This window comes from Citrobacter sp. CF971, assembly GCF_006385635.1.
GTDB lineage: Bacteria > Pseudomonadota > Gammaproteobacteria > Enterobacterales > Enterobacteriaceae > Citrobacter > Citrobacter freundii.
The window spans coordinates 2,812,273-2,836,453 of record NZ_CP041051.1 but is presented as its reverse complement, the minus strand read 5'-3'; the positions used below and the strand labels follow the sequence as shown (position 1 = coordinate 2,836,453).

The following is a 24,181-nucleotide window of genomic DNA, read 5'->3' as shown; positions in this document are numbered from 1 at the left end:
CATGGGAATCTGTAACGGGCCATTCGGCCCGTTTTTTTATCCAGTAACTTTCACCTGTGCGGCTGCGTCTTTCGCGCGTATCACCGCATCTTCAATGCTCTGTGCTGTGGCCAGCACAACGCCCAGACGACGGCTCCCGTCGATTTCCGGTTTGCCGAAGAACCTAACTTGCATACCCGCACCTACAGCGGCCTGCACGTTATCAAACGTGATATTCTGACTGGTAAGTTGCGGCAGAATAACAGCGGAAGCAGAAGGCCCATACTGGCGGATTTCGCCAACGGGCAGACCGAGAAATGCACGTACGTGCAGGGCAAACTCAGACAGATCCTGCGAAATTAAGGTCACCATACCCGTGTCGTGAGGGCGAGGGGAGACTTCGCTGAAAATCACCTCATCACCGCAGACAAACAGCTCCACGCCAAACAGTCCGTGACCACCCAGCGCCAGCACCACCTTGCGGGCAATCTCCTGAGCGCGCGCCAGCGCCAGTTCACTCATCTGCTGCGGCTGCCAGGACTCGCGATAATCGCCATCTTCCTGTCGATGTCCAACCGGCGCGCAGAAATGCACGCCATCAACGGCGCTGACGGTTAGCAGGGTGATTTCAAAATCAAAATTCACTACGCCTTCGACGATAACGCGCCCGGCACCTGCCCGGCCTCCCTGTTGAGCATAGTTCCAGGCCTCGGTGAGCTGATCGGCTGAACGGATAAAGCTCTGCCCCTTACCGGAAGAACTCATTACTGGCTTTACGATGCAGGGATAGCCGATTTCGGCGACGGCTTCGCGAAAGCGGACTTCACTGTCAGCAAAGCGGTAAGAAGAGGTCGGTAGAGACAATTCTTCGGCGGCGAGCCGACGGATTCCTTCCCGGTTCATGGTCAGTTGGGTCGCTCGTGCGCAAGGCACAACGTGTTGACCTTCCTGCTCCAGTTTTACCAGCATATCCGTGGCGATCGCCTCGATTTCCGGCACGATATAATGCGGTTTTTCACGCTCGACGAGCTGGCGTAATGCTTCGCCATCCAGCATGTTGATAACGTATGAGCGATGGGCAACGTGCATGGCTGGCGCGTCGGGGTAACGATCCACGGCAATGACTTCCACACCCAGGCGTTGACATTCAATTGCCACTTCTTTACCCAGTTCTCCCGAACCTAATAACATCACTCGCGTTGCTGCTGGACGCAGCGCTGTGCCTAATAACGTCATAAATTAATCCCCTGTTTTATCTGGGCGCAGTATATACGAAAACGTTTGCGTCTGTCTTTATTACCAGGTTGATTTTAGGGCTTAAAAAGAATATACTGTACATAAATACAGGTAATTTAAGAGGCTGCAAAATGGCGGTTGAAGTTAAATACGTAGTCATTCGGGAAGGTGAGGAAAAAATGTCGTTTACCAGCAAAAAGGAAGCCGATGCGTATGACAAAATGCTGGATACAGCAGATCTGCTCGACACATGGCTGGAGCAATCGCCGGTAGCGCTTGAAGACGAGCAGCGCGAAGCGCTTTCCCTGTGGCTGGCTGAGCAAAAAGATGTGCTGAGCGCCATTCTGAAAAATGGCAAGCTTCCTTCGCCGCAGGCTGTCGAAAACGATGCGCACGCTGGGGATGATACTCAGGCTGCCTGAAACGACTTGCGCTCCTGACGTTTTGTACCATGCTTTTCCCTGAATCATTGTGCAATCCCTGACGTTACTTCACGTTGCTAGAGGCAATCTGAATGACGAAGGGGAGATTAAGGAGAAAAGAATGTATAAAAAAAGAACGTTATTGAGCCTGCTGCTGCTGTCTGCCAGCGTATCTGTATTTGCGGCAAATATGGAAAGCAAAAACGTCCAGTTCCCCAAGTGTGAGGGACTGGACGCTAACGGTATTGCGGCGAGCGTGAAACGTGATTATCAACAAAATCGCATTGCGCGCTGGGCTGACGATCAAAAGCGCGTCGGGCAAGCCGATCCTGTCGCCTGGGTAAACACGCCCGATATTACGGGCAAAGACGGGAAATGGTCAGTTCCCCTGACGGTTCGCGGTAAAAGTGCGGATATTCACTATCAGGTAAAAGTCGACTGCAAAGCCGGAACAGCGGAGTATCAGCCGCAGTAACGGAGGTATTTGCACATCTTTTGATGACCTGAACACTTCCTGACATCCCCTCGGGTACGCTTTGATGATTATTCGTCTGTACTTGAGGGGCAAAATGGCTAACTGGCTAAATCAACTACAATCTCTTCTTGGGCAAAAAGGTTCCTCCGCGTCATCTTCGGGCGAGCAAGGGCTGAGTAAACTTCTGGTTCCAGGCGCGTTAGGCGGTCTGGCAGGATTACTGGTTGCCAACAAATCTTCTCGTAAATTACTGAGTAAATACGGCACCAGCGCGCTTCTGGTAGGCGGCGGCGCGGTTGCCGGGACTGTGTTATGGAACAAGTACAAGGATAAAGTTCGCGCAGCGCATCAGGATGAACCGCAGTTTGGTGCAGAAAGCTCACCGCTGGATCAGCGAACCGAACGCCTGATTCTGGCGCTGGTTTTTGCGGCGAAAAGCGATGGCCATATTGATGCCAAAGAACGTAGCGCTATTGAGCAGCAGCTCCGTGAAGCGGGCGTGGAAGAGCAGGGCCGCATTCTGATTGAACGCGCCATCGAACAACCGTTAGACCCTCAACGACTGGCGCATGGGATCCGTAACGAAGAAGAAGCGCTAGAAATTTACTTCCTCAGTTGTGCGGCGATTGATATCGACCACTTTATGGAACGTAGTTATCTCAATGCGCTGGGCGATGCGTTGAAGATCCCGCAGGATGTTCGTGAAGGCATTGAACAGGATCTCAAGGAACAAAAACAGGCGTTACCGGGTTAATTACTTACCACTAAGGCGCATGTTTCGCTTGCATCATTGCTGTCTTTTGCCACCCTTATAGGATGTTTAAGCAAAAGAACAATGACATGCTACCAAAAGCTTCTCGTATTCCCCACGCCATGACGCAGCATGGCGATACTCGTGTTGATAATTATTACTGGTTGCGAGATGACACTCGCTCGCAGCCAGAAGTGCTGGATTATCTGCAACAAGAAAATGCGTATGGCCGTCAGATTATGGCCTCGCAGCAGGCTTTGCAGGATCGCGTCCTGAAAGAGATTATCGACCGCATCCCACCTCAGGATGCTTCTGCCCCCTATGTGAAGAATGGTTATCGCTACCGGCATATTTATGAACCGGGGTGCGAATATGCCATTTATCAGCGTCAGTCTGCCTTCAGTGAAGAGTGGGATGATTGGGATACTCTATTGGATGGGAACCATCGCGCGGCACACAGCGAGTTTTATACGCTGGGAGGACTGGCGATATCACCGGATAACACCATCATGGCACTGGCCGAAGATTATCTCTCTCGCCGGCAATATGGCGTGCGTTTTCGCAACCTGCAAAGCGGCAACTGGTATCCGGAAGTGCTGGAAAACGTCGAAGCGGATTTGGTATGGGCGAATGATTCTCAGACTTTCTATTACGTGCGCAAGCACGAAACGACGTTATTGCCGTATCAGGTCTGGCGACATACAGTCGGCTCGCCATCGTCACTGGATGAGCTGGTGTATGAAGAAGCCGATGACATGTTTTATGTCAGTCTGCATAAAACCACATCATTGCATTATGTGGTTATCCACATTGCCAGTGCGACCACCAGTGAAGTTTTGTTGCTTGATGCAGAACTGGCAGATGCCGAACCGTTGGTCTTTTTAGCGCGACGCAAAGACCACGAATACAGTCTCGATCACTATCAGCACAATTTTTATCTGCGCTCCAACCGTCAGGGGAAAAATTTCGGCCTGTACCGTACCCGTTTTCGTGATGAACAAGCCTGGGAGACGCTGATCCCTCCGCGTGACAACGTGATGCTGGAGGGCTTTACGTTATTCACCGACTGGCTGGTGGTAGAAGAGCGTCAGCGGGGCTTAACCAGCCTGCGGCAGATTAATCGTAAAACGCGCGAAGTGGTCGGGATCGCCTTTGACGATCCGGCATATGTGACCTGGCTTGCCTATAACCCTGAGCCGGAGACCTCGCGCCTGCGTTATGGCTATTCCTCCATGACCACTCCGGATACGCTGTTTGAACTGGATATGGACACCGGAGAGCGTCGCGTGCTCAAGCAGACGGAGGTTCCCGGATTTGATGCGGCGAACTACCGCAGCGAACACGTATGGATCACCGCGCGGGATGGTACCGAGGTTCCGGTTTCGCTGGTTTACCATCAAAAGTACTTCCTGAAAGGAAAAAATCCGTTACTGGTTTACGGCTATGGCTCGTATGGCGCCAGCATGGACGCCGATTTCAGCAGCAGCCGTTTAAGCTTACTGGATCGCGGCTTTGTTTATGCCATTGCCCATGTCCGTGGCGGCGGTGAGTTAGGGCAACAGTGGTACGAAGACGGTAAGTTTCTGCATAAGAAAAATACCTTCAATGATTATCTCGACGTCTGCGATGCACTGCTAAAAATGGGCTATGGCGCGCCTTCGCTATGTTATGGCATGGGAGGAAGCGCCGGAGGAATGTTAATGGGTGTTGCCATCAATGAGCGCCCCGAACTGTTTCATGGCGTCATTGCACAGGTGCCATTTGTCGATGTGCTGACCACAATGCTGGATGAGTCAATTCCACTGACGACCGGTGAGTTTGAAGAGTGGGGTAATCCGCAGGAGGAAGAGTATTACACCTACATGAAAAGCTACAGTCCGTATGACAATGTTACCGCGCAGGCTTATCCGCATCTGCTGGTGACAACGGGCTTGCACGACTCCCAGGTGCAATACTGGGAACCGGCAAAGTGGGTGGCAAAACTGCGTGAGCTGAAAACGGACGACCATCTGCTGTTACTCTGCACGGATATGGATTCCGGGCACGGCGGTAAATCCGGACGTTATAAATCTTACGAAGGTGTGGCCCTGGAATACGCGTTTTTGATTGGGCTGGCGCAGGGCACACTGCCTGGACAAGCGTAAACTCAGGCGTTATCCAGATAGTGTTTCAGCGTTAGGCGCAATTCCGGGCTCATATTGTCAAGGTTGTTAAACAGCCAGCGCAAATAGCCCGGATCGCGTTCAGCGACTTCAGATACCGGTTTCCCGCGGTATTTTCCGAAGGTAAATGTGGTTAGCAACGCAGGACGACCGGTGACATCGGCCATTTGCTCCGGGGTCCAGCCGGACGTCTTCATAATGTCGATCAGCAGTGCCGCTGTGATGTAGCAGTCATAAAGCGCGCGGTGGTGGTGCAGACCAGACGGCGTCTGGACGCTCAGCTTGCGGGATTTATAGAGCGCCATATTGCTGTATTTGATCCCCGGCCACAGACGGCGGGAAAGCTTCATGGTGCAAATCCATTCTCCTGGCATTTCGGGCAGCACACGCCGATCAAAACTGGCATTGTGCGCCACGTACCACTCGCTGCCGTAATACTGCGGGATGATGTCTTCAATCCACGGCTTATCGGCCACCATTGCTTCAGTAATGCGATGGATAGCCATCGCCTGTGGGCTGATGGGGCGGTCAGGGCGTACCAGGTGGCTCATTGGGTTGACTATTTTTCCGTCAACCACATCGACAGAAGCAATTTCAACAATGCCTCCCTGTAGACCACAGGTTTCTGTATCTATTATGCGCAACATGCCATGCTCCTGACCCAAAACGACTAGCGTAATGGAATGATATCACCTTGCCAACCCCGTGGCGTGCGTTGACCGGTTAACAGCAAAGAACCGCTGTCTGCGCGAACAATCAATCGGCCTCGCTCATCCCATAACGCGCTGCTGCCACGCGCGTTGGCCATTAATACAGCTATGGCAAACTTATGCGAGAAACTCTGTAGACGAGATGTGGAGGAGAGCAATTCGGGTTCGCTAATGGACTGACTGCTCGTGAACAGGGAGTAAGCCGGGTCGATATCGATTCCTTCCGGTTGGCTATCCACTACGCTAATGGCATTTTGCTGTCTGGCGATACAGGCTCCGTGACTTTGATGAAACGTTAAGGGCGAGGTCATCCAGGGAGAAAAGAGCGCGATGCCTTTTACGAACCGGTTGTTATGTTCCACCGGTAGTCCCGCAATGATTGTCATACGATAAGTCACGGCGGCATGGGCGAGAGGTTCTAACAGCGCTTCATCGGGTGGGGCAGGAAGCGCGTCATGTTCATCAACACAACCTAACAAGGAGAGGGAAGGAAAGACCAGCAATTCACATTGGCATTGGGCGGCTGCCTGAATGAATTGCAGGTGATGTGCGACATGCTCGGTAACTGAGGTGTGAAGAGGTTCGTACTGCGCTGCTGCGATTTTCCAGTGTGACATAATGATTTCCTTTTCATAGTGTCTACAATCATCCTGAAAGTATAGATTAAGAATATACTTATACTGTAGCAGCCATCATGTAAGGAATCGTAACGTAGTATAAGTTTTATTTAACTTTAGGCTCGTAAGGTAAACGTGAAAGGGAAACGGATGCCAGTCGGTGCGCGATGAGTCTTTCGCGAAACCAGTCGCGTAAATGTTCGGGCTGTTCACGCTCAACAACTTCGGCAACAACCGGCATGTTGTATCGCTCCTTAAACGCTACTCCCGCAGCGGCCAGGTCAACATTGACCTTATCCATTTCCGCTTGCTCAAGTTTGGCCAGATTGATGTTCATGGGCTTCTCCTTTTCTCTGTCTTTCGGCGCGCAAAGTTACTAAGAGTGTGCATTAATGGCAAGCCATAATATAAATAGATGCCAATCAATGCAGTTGATGTAAACTAGTGACATCCACAAGGAAACGGACCTACTGAGACACCACTACATGAAAAAATTATACAGCTATATCCGCTGGTCAAGCCAGAAACAAACGGTGGGGACATCTTTAGCTAGGCAGACAGAAGCTGCACGCAATTATGCTACTGAGAATGGCTTGGAATACGCAGAAATTAGAGACGCTGGGATATCCGCATTCAAAGGTAAAAATATTACACATGGTGCTTTAGGTTCATTTATTCAAGCTGTCAAAGATGGGGTTATAGAAAAGGATTCAACCATTTTTATTGAAAACTTGGACCGACTCACGCGGAGCGGGGTAGGGACTGCACAAAAGCTATTGCTTGATTTGCTCGATCTAGGTTTGACTGTAGTAACAGGTATGGATCAGCGCGTCTATACGATGGAATCAGCAAATGAAAATCCTACAGATATGTTGATTTCATTGCTGATGTTCAGTAGAGCAAACGAAGAATCTAAAACTAAACAGAATCGCACCAACAACACTGCTAGGGCGCTTGTTGCTCGTTTTAAACAAGGTCAACCCACCAACATAAAAAACATGAGTAATGATCCGTGGTGGTTTGACTCGAGTGGTTCGAAATATGAAGCAGTTAAACCACATCCGGTTCACTGGGTTGCAGCACAAAAGGCAGTAGAGCTGTTCCTTATGGGGTGGGGTTGCTTCCGTGTCACTGCATATCTGAATTCACATTTAGACTTATATCCAGCCCCAAAACCGACAAAGAGACAGATTGATCAAGGTGTAAAAAAATGGGCAGTCCCTAACTTGGTGACGATGAGAAAAAACCCTGCATTAATGGGGGTGAAGAAACTGACAATTGAAGGTTATGAGCACAAGCTAGATGGGTATTACCCTGCGTTGGTGACGCCTGAACAGTTTGCACGTATTCAGGACATCAGAACTGGGAACAAGTTTGTACAAGGTGAACAGAAAAAAATGATCAGCCTTTTATCTGGATTAGGTGTTCTGAAGTGTGGGTTATGCGGTGGTCCTATGATTGCATATAGTCGAGAAGGTCGACTTCGCTATGTTTGTTCAAATGGAAAAATTCAGAAATCGTCCTGTAAGGTCTGGTCAGTGAACGGAAGTATTGTTGAGAATTTAACAGCCCGTGCTCTGGTGTACGGATATACGCATAGTATCCTGTTAGGAAACACTAAAACGGAAGATTTGACGCCATTAATTGAATCTAAAGAGACTGAACTGGGGTTAGTAAAGAAACAGTTAACCAATCAGGCGCAGGCGATCAGCACGATTGGACCGATTCAGGAATTAATAGAACAAGTTGCAGTGCTTTCACAGCGTGAGCAATCCCTATTATTAGAACTGGACTCCCTGAAACAGAAATTAGCTCTACAGGGTTCAGAGAATGAGTTGGATGAGTTGATCATAAAGACACTTAGCCTGTTTTCAGATGAACTATTGGGCGATGTCACCCATACTGACCGGATGCAAATCCGCGAGGTTGTAAGAAAGTGCCTACCTGAAATCACTATTTCAAAATTAAAAGACAAAGCCTTGAGAATTGATTTCAGATTTCATGACTATAGCCACATGACTTTTCAAGGGGTTATGCAGGGTAAAGAAAAATCTTATACGCTTACTAGGACGCCGCATGATCAGCTTTATACAAAGATCGCGGCTGTTTTTTCTGATGTTCTAGAAACATCTCTAGACGCTACAGATATTGATGGATACATGGCTGCATCGGACAGGATGGTCGCCGCATTGGGGCTGCCGGAACCATTAGGAAGAGACTTTTTCTCGAAAAGATAATATTGGTCGTGGCGGTATCTGTTGCTGGTTCTGACCGCGCCAGAACGCATCAATTCCTGCCCGTATGTAACCAGAATGTCAGCGCTGCCCACTGATCCAAAGCAAAGCACTTATCAACTGGGAAGTACCTTGTTGGGTTATCGCAAAAACGGCAAAATGGCAGAAGCAAACCCGAAAAATACCACAGATTAAAAATAATCTTTGCACTGCCATGACTTGTGCGCTATTGTTATTTTGGGATTATCTACATCATGTAAACTTTCTTCGAAAAAATTTTATCCATCTTTTTTACCATTAGCCTTTGTCTGATGGGGTTTGTGCTACCCGTAATTGCTTCGTTTTACGGTGGTCAGATGGTAATAACTTATACGTGTGTGTACGCGAGGGTTGTTTACATAAATAACTAACGGGGTTGTTGTGTCAGAAGAAAGATCTATTCAGTCAATGCTCACACAGGCTACGCCTTACACAACCAAAGTTCATACACACGGGCGTTACAGGGTCATCACAGGTGATGTTTTCATTCATCATGGTTACGCCTACCCGATCAACGCCACCGACCAATCTGGTGTTCGCCTTGATATCCTTACCCCTATAGCAGAACAGCTTGATGCAATACTATCCATCTACAGCCGGGTTTACTTCTCTCGCTTCGATTTACGCTTACCTGAGAATACCCCAATAGACACAGGCAACAAGTGGGTAAGCGACCTGTTTAAAAAACTACGTGAACGTCTGAAGTCTAAATTAAACAGACCTGAGGGATTAGCAGAACCGATCCTCAACTTTGCTTATGGCTGGGTACGGGAGAAAGAGGAAGCAAAGCAGGTGCATTATCATTGCTGGATTGCTCTCCCGCATCGACAGGTTAGACGCCTTGGGACACCCACAAGCGGCATTGCCGGAAGTATTGTTGAAATCTGGATGGACCTGACGGGCGGTAAAGCAGCGCTGGTGGAGCTGCCAAAAGCAACGGAAAGATATCCGAATCATTACGTTATCGAAAGAAATAGGCCGGAAACGCTAAAGGGTCCCTTTCTGTGGGTATCATATCTGGCGAAAGAGCGTGGGAAGTATCAGACCGGAAATGGGGATCGGGTACACTCAACATCAAAGTTGAGCAATAAAAAACCATAATTGCTAAATCCTTCGTGTAACGCTCTCTACGGCCTTCAAATCAGGAGGCAGTACCTTCGCATTACCCACGCCAAAAAAAGCGCTCACGATAGCGCTCATTGCGTTTAACAATACCCTCTCTCACATATCACGGCTTAACTTTTAAATATAGCACCACATCTCTATCTTTTCCACGTAGATTTAAGCTGGTGTGCGGCTCCGCTGGATTTACTGTCGCCGGAATATTTCGGATTAATTGACCCGAAAATAGCCATAATTAAGCCTCACGCGCTGGCAGGGCAGCATCTGAATCTGAGTGAAGACAGGTTAAATCTTACGCCTCTTTGATGTTCCAGTTTCGTTTGATAGTCGGGAGACTTAAATTCAATGCTAACGCCGCTTTGGACTGGCTCAGCCCCTTAGCTCTGGCTTCCTGTACACGCTGAAGGGTATCTGACGCAACCGGACGGCCTAACTTCTTCCCTTCCTTCCTGGCTCTTACTAAACCCTCTTTTGTGCGTTCAATGATGCGGGATTTTTCGAACTCTGCAAACGCAGAAAACATTTGCAGCATCAACTTCCCTTCCGCGCTGGAAAGGTTACGCACAGGCAGATCCAGTGAAACAACATCAATCCCGTTATCCACCAGCATCGTAATGGTTTGCTGCACGTCGATGTTGTCCCTTCCCAGGCGGTCCAGTTTCAATACTACAAGCTGATCCCCAGCCTCCAGTTTATGAGTCACCATATCAGCAAAGCCTTTGCGCTGCATTGCCTGTACTCCCCCTGACACGGTTTCTGATATCACCCTGCTATCATTCACTGCATAGCCAGCCTGACGAATCGCCATAATCTGGTTTTCTGTTGACTGTTCGCTGGTGGACACACGGCAATATGCAAATGTACGGCTCATAATCGCTCCCCTGATTGGTATCAAAAACGGTATCATAATTAACTAATGGTATCATAATGTCAATACGCTAATTTAATGAAACCAATTTAAGGTAGGGTTTACTGGTATCATAAAACGTTCGATTGTTGATACTACTCTGTTCGACGCCAGCGGTGACACCCGTATGATATTTGTAAAAGATCGAGAGTTACCTTTACGTGCGGAGAGAACCTGCCTGGCAGATCAGACAATTTGTTGATGATATTTTAAACGGAGAGTCTGAACATAACAGGGCATGTTCAGACCCTCATATCATATTTTCAGGTAACTATTTGTTATATTTTGACAATTTACTTTACTGGCATTAGAGGCTGCTATCTAGATATCCGACTCGGCTCTCCATCAGCCATAACCGTCACACAACAATTACGCCCATTATTTTTACCGTAGTACATAGCATTATCCGCTCGGGCAATTACCGAATGCAGTTCCTCATGTGCTTCCACACGGGTTAGTCCCCCCGTTACAGTAATATGCACTAGCTGCCCAGAAATAATGATCTCATAACTACTCAGGTTGCAACGGATACGTTCCGCAGCAGATTCAGCGGCCATGCGACCTTTTGTCTCCAGCAGTATAATAAACTCTTCACCGCCAAAACGGTAAAGACGCTCTGAACGGCGAGTCGCTGAACTTAACCTGCTCGCAACCAGTCTAAGCACTTCATCGCCCGCGTTATGCCCCCAGGTATCATTGATGCTTTTAAAACGGTCAATATCCAGCATTAGCACATAAAATTCGGACAGGTTTCGTCGGCAACGCTCAAGAAAGGATGGATATTCTTGGTATAACAGATGCCGTAATGGTAACCCTGTTAAGGTGTCATGCTGGTTACGGAATGTAGAGAGACTGGATCTGTAGGTCTCTATACTGTCAATAAATGCAAGTTGGCAGCCATGATACTGGCTAACCAGTTCTTTTGTCGTGGTTCCGGATACTACAGCCTGCATTAACATTCGAGTAATATTGTGCATCGCGTCGTGATTGCGGCTGATACTCAAAACCATATTTCTGTCTAGGGTATCGCCCCGCATACGCAACGTCAGCCATTCACAAAACTGACAATGAAGATGAGAATCATTATCTATTATGTTGTGATCGGTCAAATCACCAAACAAGATCAGGTACAGTAATTTTTCCCCCCGGAGATAATGCTCTTTAAGCGCCGCATTCAATGCGGATAATGAAGCATCAATATCATCAATATTAAATGTCATCGCTTACCCCTTCTGATTTGGAATAATAGAGTTTGGCGACATAGCTGAACTCAGGAAGATAGATGCTTGTCTTGCGGATAACATACAGTTTTGTAACAACCATCAGAATCAACATCTCCAAAGCAGTATGGGGGGGGCGACTCAACGTGTTACGAATCAGACTAACGTCACCGTAAGTATGTTATTACCACTTTCTGACGTTAATTATTTGAGATATATCATTAAATTTTCATTCCAGATGATAAAGATGTAAAAGAAGCAGGGGGCCAGTCTAAAATAATATAATGGTGAAGGGTTCTGGGGGCTGGTTCAGGAATTTTTACTCCTTTTTCTTATGTTGCTTACTACGCAAATCAATTACATTATATTCTGGCGCAAATCCTCTGATGTTTTTAAGAATGTAATCCCTCTGTGAAGAGCTTAAGTCCGGGTGCTCCAATAAGCGCCTTAACGCATCCCTAAAATTTTTCCACAAGCGTCTTTCTTCATCATCCATTTCAAAAACTTCCATCAGATTAGTCTCAATACACACTAGAATAAAATATCTGGTTTGACTACCACTAAAGCATAAATTTTTTATGCTGTGGGAGGGGAGATTGAGATCCTGATCAAATATAATGAAGTACCTTTATAGTACCAATGTGCTTCAGTGGGGAATCAATATAAAATCCAAAGGGCTTCGTTTACCACGACCACATGAAAAGATGCTAGAAATCAATATTTTTTGTAACGAAAGTGAGTTATTTTCTTTTAGCCTAGACTAGGCAAGTAGATTCTTTGTAACGTAGGGCAATTGCCCCTCAGGAGGTTTACGGGTTAACCTCCTGAGAATCTTATTTATCAATAATGTTACGTTTATGAGCAGCGAGAAGCGGCCTGGCCGATCAGACATTGTGCCGGGGATATTATTCTTCTGTGCGCTATTTGGTAATAAGGTACATCTGAAATCTTCGTGGCGGTAGACTGGGTAAGATTTGGGGATTGCTCCCCCTGCGTCGGTCTATTACTCAAGAAAGCCACTCAGCGGGGCTAACGTCACATAAATGTAATCGTCGTTACGCTCTTCAATGGTGATGGGCATATCAATGCCATTACTCAACACAGCTTTCGCGCGATAGTTTTTGTCTGCAACCTTCTTCACATCCTCCACAACAAGGCACTTCACCTCACTCCCCTTGTCTTTGAATATTGAAGTCGTGATCTCACAAGCGCTCGTCTTAAGTGTTTCGCTGTCATCTAAAACAACAGTGATGGCGGAACAACTCAACGCAACTGCAATGTATGCGAAGAACCACGCCCATCGTGTGCTCATCTTCAAGTCAGCAGTTTTAGCCCTCCCGTAAACGTAAAGAGGTGGAAAAATGAGAATCCCCAGAGCCGACCCTACAAACTGAGGTTCGGATTCGTTGCCAGCCTTAACTATTTCCTTCTGGTCGAAAATCACACAGATGATGGCAGCCACATAGAAAACGATGAGAGCAGCCACATCATTCATGGTGAAAAAGTAAATAGCCGGGAACAGGACTGGAATCGCCATGTAGAGATAGAAGTACAGATTATTGTTTTTCATTTGGTTAGTAGTCAAAGCCATCATCCTTTCATGCCGTGAAGTGAAAATCTCATGCATACACTCTAACTAGTTCTATGAATAATTTCTATCAAATCGATAATTATTTTTGATCGATTGATGTATTTTCATGGCGGCACTTACACTGAGTTAGCACTGATGACAACAAGGGGAATGAAAAATGAAAAGATATGCCGCGATACTTATCGGATTGATAATGACCTTCAGCGCTGGCGCTGGGCGTGTGACCATGAACAATCCGGAACAGTCAACCACAGGGAACGGGAAAACCTTATGTGTGTATAGCAATAGTATTTATACGTTTACTTACATCACAAAATCGAAACACTGTCCTTACATCAAGACTTTTGATACAAACGATAGTGAGTAAAATTTCTTTTTTTTTATTGGGTTACATACTGAGTACGGTCTGCGATATATTACAACCATAGGGTTGAGAACGCCTGATGTATGACTAAAGGAATTGCCCTTGTAGTGGTTCTTTTTGAGTTTATAATAAATATAAATCAGGTAGTTAAACGATTCGCATCAAACATAATTATGGCAAGACCGAAATGATGATTCTCGACTCGATCATTGTAGAAGGTTATTCTCTATAGGTTAGACATAACAAAAAGGAATAGTTGAAATGGCTTCATCTGCATCTATGCTTCGCAGCGCTCTCATCGTACTCGCCAGCGTGCTGGCAACGCCCGCCGCCCTGGCGCATGCCCACCTCACAAAACAAAACCCGGCTGCTAATGCCGAGGTTGCGGCATCCCCTCAGGCGTTGACGCTGAATTTTTCTGAAGGCGTAGAGCCGGGATTCAGCGGCGCAACGCTGACAGGTCCAAACAAAGAACAGATCAAAACGGGCAAGGCGTCACGCAGTGAGCAGGACAAAACGCAGCTGATTGTTCCGCTTGATCAAACACTTGAAGCAGGAAAATATACGGTCGACTGGCACGTTGTTTCCGTGGATGGTCACAAGACGAAGGGGCAATATACCTTTAGCGTGAAATAACCGATGCTGGCATTTACCTGGGTTGCATTACGGTTTATCCATTTTACCACGTTGATGCTGGTGTTTGGCTGTGCGCTTTACGGCGCATGGCTGGCTCCCGTTTCGGTTCGTCGTTTAATGATGCGTCGTTTTTTGCGTCTGCAACGGCATGCCGCAGCGTGGAGCTTTATCAGCGCGACGCTGATGCTGGCGATCCAGGGCGGGTTAATGGGCTCAGGCTGGCGGGATGTTATCTCTACAGATGTATGGGGCGCGGTGTTGCAAACGCAGTTTGGCGGCGTCTGGTTATGGCAGATTATCCTCGCGCTGGTCACTCTGGTGGTGGTTATTATCGTACCGCGTAGCATGCCGCGACGGCTGTTAATGCTGACGATTGCGCAGTTTATTTTGCTGGCTGGCGTCGGGCATGCGACGCTGCATAGTGGTATTACTGGGGCAATCCAGCAGGTTAACCATGCCTTGCATCTGATATGCGCCGCCGCCTGGTTCGGTGGCCTGCTACCCGTACTTTACTGTATGCGAATGGCGCATGGCCGCTGGCGAGAACAGGCCATCAGCACCATGATGCGTTTCTCCCGCTACGGGCATCTTTTTGTTATTGGTGTTTTACTTACCGGTATTATGAATGCGCTGTTTATTGTCGGTTTTTCTGTTCCCTGGCACATGGCTTACGGGCGGCTGCTTTTGTTAAAAGGTGCCCTGGTCATGCTAATGGTGGCGATTGCGCTGGTGAATCGGTATGTTCTGGTACCACGCATGCGGCAGGATAACCGCGGCATGACTCTCTATTTTATTTGGATGACCAAGCTGGAATGGGGTATAGGAGCCGTTGTGCTGGCAATTGTCAGCCTGTTCGCAACCCTTGAACCTTTCTGATTGATGGACTGGCGAAACGCATGAAAAAAATCATTATCTCTTTATTACTCCTGGCAAGCTCCGGAGCCGCGCTGGCTGCGCCGCAGGTCATTACCGTCAGCCGTTTTGAGGTTGGCAAAGATAAGTGGGCGTTTAATCGGGAAGAGGTGATGCTGACCTGCCGCCCGGGTAACGCGCTGTATGTCATCAATCCCAGTACGCTGGTGCAATACCCGTTGAATGATGTTGCCAGACAGCAGATGGAGAGCGGTAAAACCACGGCAAAGCCGATCGAGATTATCCAGATTGATGATCCGGCGAAACCGGGCGAAAAAATGAGCCTGGCACCGTTTGTGGAGCGTGCAGAAAAACTCTGCTAATTGTCAGATGTAGCGCTCTGATTTCCAATAAAAAACCGCAAGGATCTCACACGAGAACTTGCGGTTTTTGCGTTTGGATGCGTAACAAACGTCCTTTTTTTCCGGCCACTTTAGTCGCGGACTGGAAAACCTGGCGCTGTCATCTATTCTTAAATGGCAGGGTAACTTAGCCTGCATTAATGCCAACTTTTAGCGCACGGCTCTCTCCCAAGAGCCATTTCCCTGGACCGAATACAGGAATCGTATTCGGTCTCTTTTTATGTGGCGAATGCGATGCCATCCAGGGCAAAACACGGCTTATCGCATGCTGCATTCTCCATAAACCATACCATACTCCTGCCCACGATCGTCCAGGCTTTTTTACCATCATTGCTAAAATTATAATCAGGTACCCTTGTACTCTGGAGGCGACATGGGACGACCTGACAATATCTATCAACGAATCGACGGTACGCAGTGGCGTCACGTCTGGGTGGTTGGGGATATCCACGGCTGCTTCTCGATACTGATGGCTAAACTGCGCCAGTACCGTTTTGATCCTTGGCAGGATCTGCTGGTTTCAGTGGGGGATGTTATTGACCGTGGACCAGACAGTTTGCGTTGCCTGAAATTATTGCGTAAACGCTGGATTGTCGCGGTCAGGGGGAATCATGAACAGATGGCGCTGGACGCGCTGGCGACGGGGGATAAATTCATGTGGTTAATGAATGGTGGCTCGTGGTATGCGCAGGCGGAGCAACCGGCAGCGAAATTCGCTCTTGAAGAGTGTTGGCAATTACCCTGGATTCTGGAGCTGCACTGTCAAAACGGCATACACGTTATTGCTCATGCCGATTACCCGGATGATGATTATCAGTGGCTAAAAAAGATCGATTTACAGCGTGTGCTGTGGGATCGTTCGAGGCTAATGAACAACGGTTGTGGGATTCGCGGTGCGGATCACTTCTGGTTTGGCCACACGCCGTTGCGCCATCGGCTGGATCGCGAGAATCTGCATTATATTGATACCGGTGCTGTATTTGGCGGCGAGTTAACGCTGGTACAACTGCAATAATCAAAAATCGCTGTATTCCTGGGCCGGGTGCCAGAAACTATCGATGTAGTCATCCGCGGGTAAACACCCTCCGTTACGAATACGTTGATCGTCCATCGATATCAGGCACTGCTGCTCAGTTTTGTAGACATCAACCACGATATCTTCACAACCGCCATCCAGGTAGCACACAAAAAGAACCAGCGTGAACATTCCATCCTCAAATGGTAAAGCCATAGCTGTAGTGTAGAAGATGTTGATAGATGAGGGAAATTGACCAAGAAATAACCCGTCTGGCGACGGGTTCTTTTTGAATCAGGCAAGGCGCATGATCCAGGCATCTGACTTACGATCGTAGTGTTCGCGAAATAGTACTGAATGTTCTCCGTTCAACAGGGCCGGGACACTGGTATCGGCATCCCAGGCATCCAGTTGCATACATAAATCCGGGTCGGATTTACACGGAATGGTTAACGTTCGGTCCCCCGGCGATTCGCCATGTAACTCGGCGTCGTCGATTTCAAAAGCGCCAATGCGCACACTGGTTTTCATCATCGTGCTCTCCGTTAATTTGCTAATTGTGGTACGACCAGTTAGGTCGTCCATTTTTCAGCGTAGTCAACGTTAGCAAAAGCGCCAGTAAAAACGTGCGTTATCCCGTAAAGAGTTTGCCATCCCGGACAAGATCGCGTGGGTAGCTATTCTTCAGTCGCGATCCAATACGTTTTGCCAGACCGATAGGCTGATGCTGGAATGTAACCAGTACGTCGTCACTCGTCGGTGCGGTTTGTGGGTAGACATCCCGACCGCGGTACCACTCTTCAGCTTCGGCAAGCGTCAGTTCAAACGCATGGCTGTGATTTGGGTTGGCGAGCGCGATGACGGCTTCATGCTGCCAGCGGTAGCCTTTATTGTGCGTTTCAGCTAATTTGACGCCGAGTCGGGAAAAGCGGACTTTGCCGATCAGTGGCTCAATTTCTGTTGGGAATAGCCAAATCTCTTTATCGCGCTGCCACAGGCGTAAATTATCTTCCCACTGCAGTCCACAAGCGCTCGCGGCTTGCGCGACAAGCGCGGACTCGCGTCCTTTCAGCGGGCTAAACGGGAAGTTACCGACTTTATATGTCGGCGCAGGTAGTGGAGGGATGGCGGCTGTTTTGCGCAAACGCGCAACGAAGAAACCTTCGCAATCGTAAATTTGCGGAAACACATGCAGGAATCCTTCCGGCGTCAGAGCGCGTTCGGCCTGTGGAAATAAATCGCCGAGTGGTAAAAACTCGACGGCGTCCGGGTAGGTTTCAATCAACCACTGCATGACGTTTTCATTTTCTTCACGGTTAAGTGTACAGGTGGAGTAAACCAACGTGCCGCCGGGGCGCAGAGCGTGAAAGGCGCTGTCGAGCAGTTCGCGCTGAGTCGCGGCAATTTCCAGATTACTTTCTGGTGACCAGTTTTTTAGCGCATCGGGGTCTTTACGCACTACGCCTTCCCCGGAACACGGGGCGTCGAGCAATATGGCATCAAATGATTCCGGCAACGCAGCGCCAAAAACCCGGCCGTCAAAATGGGTCAGGGCGACGTTGGCTATCCCGCAACGGCTGATATTGGCATGCAGAACTTTGACGCGACTGGCAGAAAATTCATTCGCCAGAATGGCGCCTCGATCATTCATTTTTGCGGCAATTTGCGTGGTTTTGGAGCCAGGGGCTGCCGCGACATCCATTACGCGTTCCGGGGTATTGCCTTCGGCAAACAGCGCAGCGACTGGCAGCATTGAGCTGGCTTCCTGAATATAAAACAGGCCGCTTAAATGTTCTGCTGTGCTACCGAGCGGCACTGACTCTTCTTCATCGCGTTCGATCCAGAAACCTTCAGCACACCAGGGAACCGGAGTGAGAGACCAGTTGTAAGGTGCTGTCAGTGTGAGGAAATCGGCAACGGAGATTTTCAGCGTATTGACGCGAATGCTGCGGCGCAACGGGCGCTGACAGGCAGCGAGAAAATCATCGAATGAGAGCGTGGAAGGCATTGCTTCACGCATTTTAGTCAGAAAGGCGTCGGGAAAATAAGCCACTTGGTACCACCGGCAAAAAAACAGGTGCGCAGTGTAGCATAAGTGCTCCGGCGCGAGTACGCCGGAGCAAGGGGAGAGATTATCGTGGCAGGGCAGTTCCCCATTCACGCCACTCTTTCGGTTCGCTTTCGAGCAACAGGAAGTGTTTACCTGCCTGCGCTTTAGGAGCCAGCGGTGTGCCTGGTGGAGTCGCGAAGGCGATGCCGCCGCGGATGAACTGATTGAAGGTACCGGTCTTCACGACACCGCCGGTCAGGCCGAAGTCAAGATTGTAGCCGGATGCCAGCCAGAACACGGAGTTGTTGCGCACCAGATGCTGATAGCGCTGGCTAATGCGCATGGCAACCATCACACGATCGGAAAGCGAGCCCAGCGTCAGCCCGGTGACAGTCCCCACTTCAATACCTCTGAACAAAACCGGGGTTCCGATATTCAGCGAACCTGCTTCCGGTGCTTCCACCACAATACTCAGACCATCGAGGTAGCGAGAGTCGGTAATGGTGGCTTCCTGCAACTCAAAATCACGTCGCGGATTACCGCGTCCGGGTTCAACGTTGATGTACGGCTGCAGGATTGTATCCAGATGCTCCACGCCAGCTGCCGAAATTTGCGGGGTGATCACGGAGAAACGGGTACCGCTTCGCGCGAAGGTCTGCACGTATTCCGGGTACAGAACCGCTTTTGCCTGCACTTCGTTACGGGCGGTGATCAGCTCAAGCGTCTGAATCTGGCCGATATCGATTCCCAGGTAGCGAATCGGCATGCCAGCAGCGAGTTTACCTGCATCGAACGCATGCAGCGTTATCTGGCCGCCTACCGCACGCGCGGCGGTTTCCGAAGCATACAGAATGCGCTTGTCGCCTTTGCGTTGGCTGGCGCTGGCACCGCTTAAATTATCGAAGCTAATTGCCCCTTTAAGCGCGCGTGAAAGGGGAGATGCCTGTACGGTTAATCCGCTGCCGTTAAGCTGAACTTTTGCTCCGCCTTCGGCCCAGAACACGCTGTTGCTGGTCAACAGGTTGCGATATTCCGGTTTAATATGCAGATCGATATCAAATGCATCGGCGCGAGGACGAACGCTGATCACTTCACCGACCTCGAATTTGCGGTATAGAACCACCGAGCCGGCTTGCACATCAGGCAGCGTTTCGGCGCTCAGGCTGACCGTGGTGGTTGGCAGATCGCTCAGGCTGTTTTCAATCGCTTTTTCCAGGTTGGCATACAGCGGGTAGCTTTTTTTCATTTCCCCCTTCGTACCGGGCAAAATACGAATGCCGCCGCTGAGCCACTCGCTGGCGCTGGCGCCAAGGAACTCCACGCCATCAAGTCCGACTTTGACGTCCACGCGACTGTTGACCACGAACTTACTGTCACCTTGCACCAGGTCACGATGCTGCGGTTCGATGGCAACGGTAAATGAAACGCCTTTGCTGGAAAGCGTGCGCTCAATCACCTGACCGACCTGTACGCCGTGGAGAATCAGCGGCTGGCCAGCATCAATACCGTAACTTTCCGGTGCGGTGAGCGTAAATGTCATGACCCCTGGATCGTGTAACAACGACTTCTCTGCGGGGATAACCACAAACTGGCTACGCGGCTCGCCTTCGCCGGGGACCAGTTCAAACGTTTTACCCGTCAGCAGTGAGCTGAGATTGGCATCGTTTAACGATAATTTAGGGCTGTGTAATTCAATCCGCGTGTTGTCGCGCAGCAGCGTTACGACGCTGGGATCGACGGTCATTTCGCCGGTGACTTTACCGCCTGGATTTAAATCCAGTTTGGTCAGTTGACCGACTTCCAATCCTTGATACATCAGCGAGGTTGAGCCAGCTTTGAGTCCGTCCCCGCTGGGTAAGTCAAGCTTGACGATCACCCCGCGCTGGCTGTGCGCGAGATCCTGATATAAACCAAACGTGTCGTCGGCTGCGGCGGGTTTTGAGTCTTCAGGCGAATCAAAAGCAATGGCGCCATTGACCAGCGCGGCCAGACTCTCCAGTTTGATCTTCGCGCCGCTGAGGCTGACATCCGCATTCACACCGGAGACGTTCCAGAAGCGGCTGCCTTTTTTCACCAGATTGGTAAACCGACGTTCAATCAGCACGTCGATAGTTACGCCCTGATTGTTGGGGTTGATAGTGTAGTCATACACCCGGCCCACCGGAATCTTACGGAAATAAACCAGCGAACCGCTATTGAGCGAACCGAGGTCAGGCGCCCGCAGATGCAGCATCAAATCGCCATTATCCAGACGGTATTTGGGCTGCGTGTCGAGGGCAACGAAATGATCTTCTTCCTCGCCGGTTCCGGGCATCATGCCGATATAGTTACCACCAACCAACGCATCCAGACCCGAAACTCCGGCCAGCGACGCTTTCGGCGTGACCAGCCAGAACTGGGTATCTTTGCGCAGTGCATCTTTCATGCTCGATTTGATGCTGACGCGGACTTCAATTTTACGCAGATCTTTGCTGAGGTTGATATCCTGCACCGTGCCCACTTCAACGCCCTGATAACGAACGGGCGTGCGTCCTGGTACAATGCCGTCCGCGGACATGAAGTCAATGGTTACGGTATTGCCGCGATCTTCATAGCTTCCCCAGATAAGCCATCCTGCGATCATCAGTGCAATGAACGGCAGCAGCCAGAACGGAGAGATACGGCGTTTTGTTTTAATCTGCGCTTCAGTCTGCGAAGCGGGCGTTTCCTGACTCATGTGCATCCCAAAGTAAGCGGCTGTCCAGCCATTCCACAGCAAGAATAGTCAATATTACCGCCGCGCCGAAATAAAACGCAGCCGGTCCCATAGTAAAAGCAAGTATCTGATCGCGATTAATCAGCGACATGGTTAAAGCGATAACAAAGAGATCCAGCATCGACCAGCGGCCAATCCAGGTCACCATACGCAGCAGTTTTATGCGGGTACGCAATCCTTGCTCGCAGTTAAAATGGATGCTGATGAGCAACGTAAACATCACAATCACTTTGGTGAATGGCACCAGAATACTGGCGATAAAAACGATCGCCGCCACGCCGACGTTGCTGTTTGCCAAAGACATTATGCCTGACAGGATAGTGTCTTCCTGCCTACCACCGTTGACATAAATTACCGAGATGGGCAGCAGATTAGCAGGCAAAAGTAGGACAATCGAGGCCAGTAGCGCCGCCCAACACTTTTGGATGCTTTGATTCCTGCGCCAGCGCAGCGGGATATGGCAACGAGGGCAGCGACCCCGAGCGTCCGGATAACCTGTAAAGTGACAACCGAGGCAGACGCGGAGCTTTTCATCAGGGCGACGGGCTGGTCTTTGCGGGTAAAATCGGTCCCAAAGCTGCTCTACGTTGAGGTGCGACAGCGTCAAAATACTGAGGATCACCAGCGCAATAAAAGCAAACAGTCCCACACCGGGTTGCAAAAAAGCATAGTCCTGAACTTTGATTGACGCGACGCCAATGCCCACAAGATAGATATCGAGCATCACCCACTCTTTGAGCCTTTCCAGCATCAGCAGCACCGGGCGCAGGTTCATCCCAAGAATATTGCCAAACCACAGATAAGCAATTGAGGTCACGAGAATTAGCGGCGCGCCAGCGACGCAAAAAAGCACGAAAGAAGCAGTGAGGGGGTCACCTTGTTGGGTCATTTGCCAGATGCCTTGCATAACATTGGCATCAATGCGCACGCCTAATAAATAGATGTGCAGGAGTGGCTCTCCCCAGGCAAAGGGCATCAGCAGCAACATGGTGAAAGCCATTGCCGCAAGTCGCGTTAATGACCAGTCGCGTCCGTCACGAATTTTTGCCTGGCAGCGTGGGCAAAAGGCACTTTGGTGCGAACGCATTTTAGGCAAGCTAAATATCAGGTCACATTCAGGGCAGCGATGATAATGTGCACGAGGTAGTGCCTCACCGATGGACCTGATGGCTATTTTTTTAGTTGGCGTGATGCGTGGTGTCGTTAAGGCCATGTATCGCGAATCAAATTGTTGAAGTAATGTTATCTTAACTCATGACGGGAATGATCTTGAGCATTAACGCATTTAATGTTTATTTTAGTAGGCTGCAGTTTTAAGTAAGACAACTAAGTGATTACATAATGAACAAAATAGAGCTATACACGGATCTGAACCGTGATTTTCAGGCATTGATGGCAGGTGAAACCAGTTTTCTGGCAACGCTGGCGAATACCAGCGCATTGTTGTACGAGCGTCTTGCAGAAGTGAACTGGGCCGGTTTTTACCTGCTTGAGGACGATACGCTGGTGCTTGGTCCCTTCCAGGGCAAAATTGCCTGCGTGCGGATCCCGGTAGGGCGTGGTGTGTGCGGTACAGCAGTGGCGCAGAACCAGGTTCAGCGTATTGAGGACGTACATGCTTTTGATGGGCACATTGCTTGTGATGCCGCCAGCAACGCTGAAATCGTCCTGCCAATCACCGTCGAAAATCAGATAATCGGCGTGCTGGATATCGATAGCACGGCGTTTGGCCGCTTTACTGAGGAAGATGAACAAGGTCTGCGTACACTGGTGGCACAGCTTGAAACCGTGCTTGCAACGACGGATTACAAAAAATTCTTTGCGCACGTCGCAGGATAATCAACGGATAACGTAGCAATTACTGATGACGTCATTATAATGTCGCCTGTTCATGCCTGCGCTTGTTGGCTACGTCCGTTGTAATCAGGAAATTTCATGGAAAATCAACCTAAGTTGAATAGCAGTAAAGAAGTCATCGCGTTTCTGGCCGAACGCTTCCCGCAGTGTTTTAGTGCGGAAGGCGAAGCGCGCCCACTGAAAATTGGCATTTTTCAGGATCTGGTAGAGCGTGTTGAGGGCGAAATGAACCTCAGCAAGACTCAGCTCCGTTCTGCCTTACGTCTCTATACTTCAAGCTGGCGCTATCTGTACGGCGTTAAATTGGGCGCAACGCGTGTTGATCTCGACGGCAACCCTTGTGGTGAGCTGGATGAACAACATGTTGAACATGCGCGCAAACAGCTGGAAGAAGCTAAAGCCCGTGTTCAGGCGCAACGCGCAGAGCAACAGGCGAAAAAACGCGAAGCGGCTGCTGCTGCCGGTGAAAAAGAAGGCGCACCGCGTCGCGAGCGTAAGCCGCGTCCTGCACCGCGTCGTAAAGAAGGTGCAGAGCGTAAACCTCGCGCTGAAAAACCAGCAGCAAAAGCACCGCGTGCTCCTCGCGAAGAACAGCATACCCCGGTATCTGATATTTCAGTACTGACGGTAGGGCAGTCTCTGAAGGTGAAAGCAGGAAATAATGCGATGGATGCCACCGTATTAGAAATCACCAAAGATGGCGTCCGTGTACAGCTGAATTCGGGTATGTCTTTGATTGTACGCGCAGAACACCTGGTGTTCTGA

General features: G+C 49.4%; 26 protein-coding genes. 13 read left to right on the top strand and 13 right to left on the bottom strand.

Annotated elements, in window-relative coordinates:
- Positions 1–36 precede the first annotated feature (36 nt).
- Positions 37–1,215, bottom strand: a complete 1,179-nt coding sequence (gene purT, locus E6P06_RS17145) for a formate-dependent phosphoribosylglycinamide formyltransferase (protein ID WP_003844149.1) — start codon at positions 1,213–1,215, stop codon at positions 37–39.
- Between the two features lie 131 nt (positions 1,216–1,346).
- Here purT and yebG point away from each other — a divergent pair, with 131 nt between their 5' ends.
- The 4 genes from yebG to ptrB all read left to right on the top strand — a co-directional run bounded on the left by yebG (position 1,347) and on the right by ptrB (position 5,007).
- Positions 1,347–1,637, top strand: a complete 291-nt coding sequence (gene yebG, locus E6P06_RS17140) for a DNA damage-inducible protein YebG (protein ID WP_003034906.1) — start codon at positions 1,347–1,349, stop codon at positions 1,635–1,637.
- 121 nt (positions 1,638–1,758) lie between these two features.
- The gene (yebF, locus tag E6P06_RS17135) at positions 1,759–2,112 is read left to right on the top strand and encodes a protein YebF (RefSeq protein ID WP_003034909.1); all 354 of its coding nucleotides are present in this window, start codon (positions 1,759–1,761) and stop codon (positions 2,110–2,112) included.
- 94 nt (positions 2,113–2,206) lie between these two features.
- A complete protein-coding gene (locus E6P06_RS17130; protein ID WP_003844146.1) occupies positions 2,207–2,866 on the top strand; it encodes a tellurite resistance TerB family protein in 660 nt (219 codons plus the stop codon).
- 86 nt (positions 2,867–2,952) lie between these two features.
- Positions 2,953–5,007: an oligopeptidase B gene (ptrB, locus tag E6P06_RS17125; protein ID WP_003844145.1), complete on the top strand. Its 2,055-nt coding sequence runs from the start codon at positions 2,953–2,955 to the stop codon at positions 5,005–5,007.
- A gap of 2 nt (positions 5,008–5,009) precedes the next feature.
- On the opposite strand, the gene exoX is transcribed toward ptrB, so the two are convergent.
- The 3 genes from exoX to E6P06_RS17110 all read right to left on the bottom strand — a co-directional run bounded on the left by exoX (position 5,010) and on the right by E6P06_RS17110 (position 6,689).
- Entirely contained in the window at positions 5,010–5,672 is a 663-nt protein-coding gene (exoX, locus tag E6P06_RS17120) for an exodeoxyribonuclease X (RefSeq protein WP_003844144.1), read from the bottom strand.
- Between the two features lie 23 nt (positions 5,673–5,695).
- A complete protein-coding gene (locus tag E6P06_RS17115; protein WP_003841657.1) occupies positions 5,696–6,352 on the bottom strand; it encodes a carbon-nitrogen hydrolase family protein in 657 nt (218 codons plus the stop codon).
- Positions 6,353–6,458: 106 nt separating this feature from the next.
- Entirely contained in the window at positions 6,459–6,689 is a 231-nt protein-coding gene (locus E6P06_RS17110) for a DNA polymerase III subunit theta (protein WP_003034925.1), read from the bottom strand.
- A 148-nt stretch (positions 6,690–6,837) separates the two neighbouring features.
- On the opposite strand from E6P06_RS17110, the gene E6P06_RS17105 reads away from it, so the two are divergent.
- Positions 6,838–8,589, top strand: coding sequence for a recombinase family protein (locus E6P06_RS17105; protein ID WP_019076528.1), 1,752 nt, complete (start codon positions 6,838–6,840; stop codon positions 8,587–8,589).
- A gap of 444 nt (positions 8,590–9,033) precedes the next feature.
- A complete protein-coding gene (locus E6P06_RS17100; protein WP_071684717.1) occupies positions 9,034–9,726 on the top strand; it encodes an inovirus-type Gp2 protein in 693 nt (230 codons plus the stop codon).
- A gap of 313 nt (positions 9,727–10,039) precedes the next feature.
- On the opposite strand, the gene E6P06_RS17095 is transcribed toward E6P06_RS17100, so the two are convergent.
- From E6P06_RS17095 to E6P06_RS17075, 4 genes are all read right to left on the bottom strand, one after another.
- Positions 10,040–10,618, bottom strand: coding sequence for a recombinase family protein (locus tag E6P06_RS17095; protein ID WP_071684716.1), 579 nt, complete (start codon positions 10,616–10,618; stop codon positions 10,040–10,042).
- A 353-nt stretch (positions 10,619–10,971) separates the two neighbouring features.
- Complete coding sequence (locus E6P06_RS17090; protein WP_003844140.1) at positions 10,972–11,874, bottom strand: diguanylate cyclase; 903 nt, start codon at positions 11,872–11,874, stop codon at positions 10,972–10,974.
- A 319-nt stretch (positions 11,875–12,193) separates the two neighbouring features.
- Entirely contained in the window at positions 12,194–12,385 is a 192-nt protein-coding gene (locus E6P06_RS17080; RefSeq protein ID WP_008322661.1) for a hypothetical protein, read from the bottom strand.
- 492 nt (positions 12,386–12,877) lie between these two features.
- Complete coding sequence (locus E6P06_RS17075; RefSeq protein ID WP_019076532.1) at positions 12,878–13,468, bottom strand: hypothetical protein; 591 nt, start codon at positions 13,466–13,468, stop codon at positions 12,878–12,880.
- Positions 13,469–13,622: 154 nt separating this feature from the next.
- On the opposite strand from E6P06_RS17075, the gene E6P06_RS28010 reads away from it, so the two are divergent.
- The 5 genes from E6P06_RS28010 (at position 13,623) to pphA (ending at position 16,754) form a co-directional block, all read left to right on the top strand.
- Positions 13,623–13,832 (top strand): hypothetical protein, encoded by a 210-nt coding sequence (locus E6P06_RS28010; protein WP_003844137.1) that lies wholly within the window; start codon positions 13,623–13,625, stop codon positions 13,830–13,832.
- A 258-nt stretch (positions 13,833–14,090) separates the two neighbouring features.
- Positions 14,091–14,465, top strand: a complete 375-nt coding sequence (gene yobA, locus E6P06_RS17065; RefSeq protein ID WP_003844136.1) for a CopC domain-containing protein YobA — start codon at positions 14,091–14,093, stop codon at positions 14,463–14,465.
- Positions 14,466–14,468: 3 nt separating this feature from the next.
- On the top strand, positions 14,469–15,341 hold the full coding sequence (gene copD, locus E6P06_RS17060) for a copper homeostasis membrane protein CopD (RefSeq protein WP_003844135.1): 873 nt from the start codon (positions 14,469–14,471) through the stop codon (positions 15,339–15,341).
- A gap of 20 nt (positions 15,342–15,361) precedes the next feature.
- Entirely contained in the window at positions 15,362–15,700 is a 339-nt protein-coding gene (locus E6P06_RS17055; protein WP_003034934.1) for a YebY family protein, read from the top strand.
- A 412-nt stretch (positions 15,701–16,112) separates the two neighbouring features.
- Positions 16,113–16,754, top strand: coding sequence for a protein-serine/threonine phosphatase (gene pphA, locus E6P06_RS17050; protein ID WP_003034937.1), 642 nt, complete (start codon positions 16,113–16,115; stop codon positions 16,752–16,754).
- Here pphA and E6P06_RS17045 read toward each other — a convergent pair whose 3' ends face one another.
- The 5 genes from E6P06_RS17045 to yebS all read right to left on the bottom strand — a co-directional run bounded on the left by E6P06_RS17045 (position 16,755) and on the right by yebS (position 22,772).
- Positions 16,755–16,946 (bottom strand): YebW family protein, encoded by a 192-nt coding sequence (locus tag E6P06_RS17045; RefSeq protein WP_003034941.1) that lies wholly within the window; start codon positions 16,944–16,946, stop codon positions 16,755–16,757.
- Between the two features lie 102 nt (positions 16,947–17,048).
- Positions 17,049–17,285, bottom strand: a complete 237-nt coding sequence (locus E6P06_RS17040; RefSeq protein WP_029139506.1) for a YebV family protein — start codon at positions 17,283–17,285, stop codon at positions 17,049–17,051.
- A gap of 100 nt (positions 17,286–17,385) precedes the next feature.
- On the bottom strand, positions 17,386–18,774 hold the full coding sequence (gene rsmF, locus E6P06_RS17035; protein ID WP_199996021.1) for a 16S rRNA (cytosine(1407)-C(5))-methyltransferase RsmF: 1,389 nt from the start codon (positions 18,772–18,774) through the stop codon (positions 17,386–17,388).
- Between the two features lie 112 nt (positions 18,775–18,886).
- On the bottom strand, positions 18,887–21,520 hold the full coding sequence (locus tag E6P06_RS17030) for a PqiB family protein (protein WP_016150396.1): 2,634 nt from the start codon (positions 21,518–21,520) through the stop codon (positions 18,887–18,889).
- Positions 21,489–22,772, bottom strand: coding sequence for a membrane integrity lipid transport subunit YebS (gene yebS, locus E6P06_RS17025; protein WP_139935480.1), 1,284 nt, complete (start codon positions 22,770–22,772; stop codon positions 21,489–21,491). Before yebS ends, E6P06_RS17030 begins: the two co-directional genes overlap by 32 nt.
- Positions 22,773–22,900: 128 nt before the next feature.
- On the opposite strand from yebS, the gene E6P06_RS17020 reads away from it, so the two are divergent.
- The gene (locus E6P06_RS17020; protein WP_003034953.1) at positions 22,901–23,398 is read left to right on the top strand and encodes a GAF domain-containing protein; all 498 of its coding nucleotides are present in this window, start codon (positions 22,901–22,903) and stop codon (positions 23,396–23,398) included.
- Positions 23,399–23,494: 96 nt separating this feature from the next.
- Positions 23,495–24,181 (top strand): RNA chaperone ProQ, encoded by a 687-nt coding sequence (gene proQ / locus E6P06_RS17015; RefSeq protein ID WP_003034957.1) that lies wholly within the window; start codon positions 23,495–23,497, stop codon positions 24,179–24,181.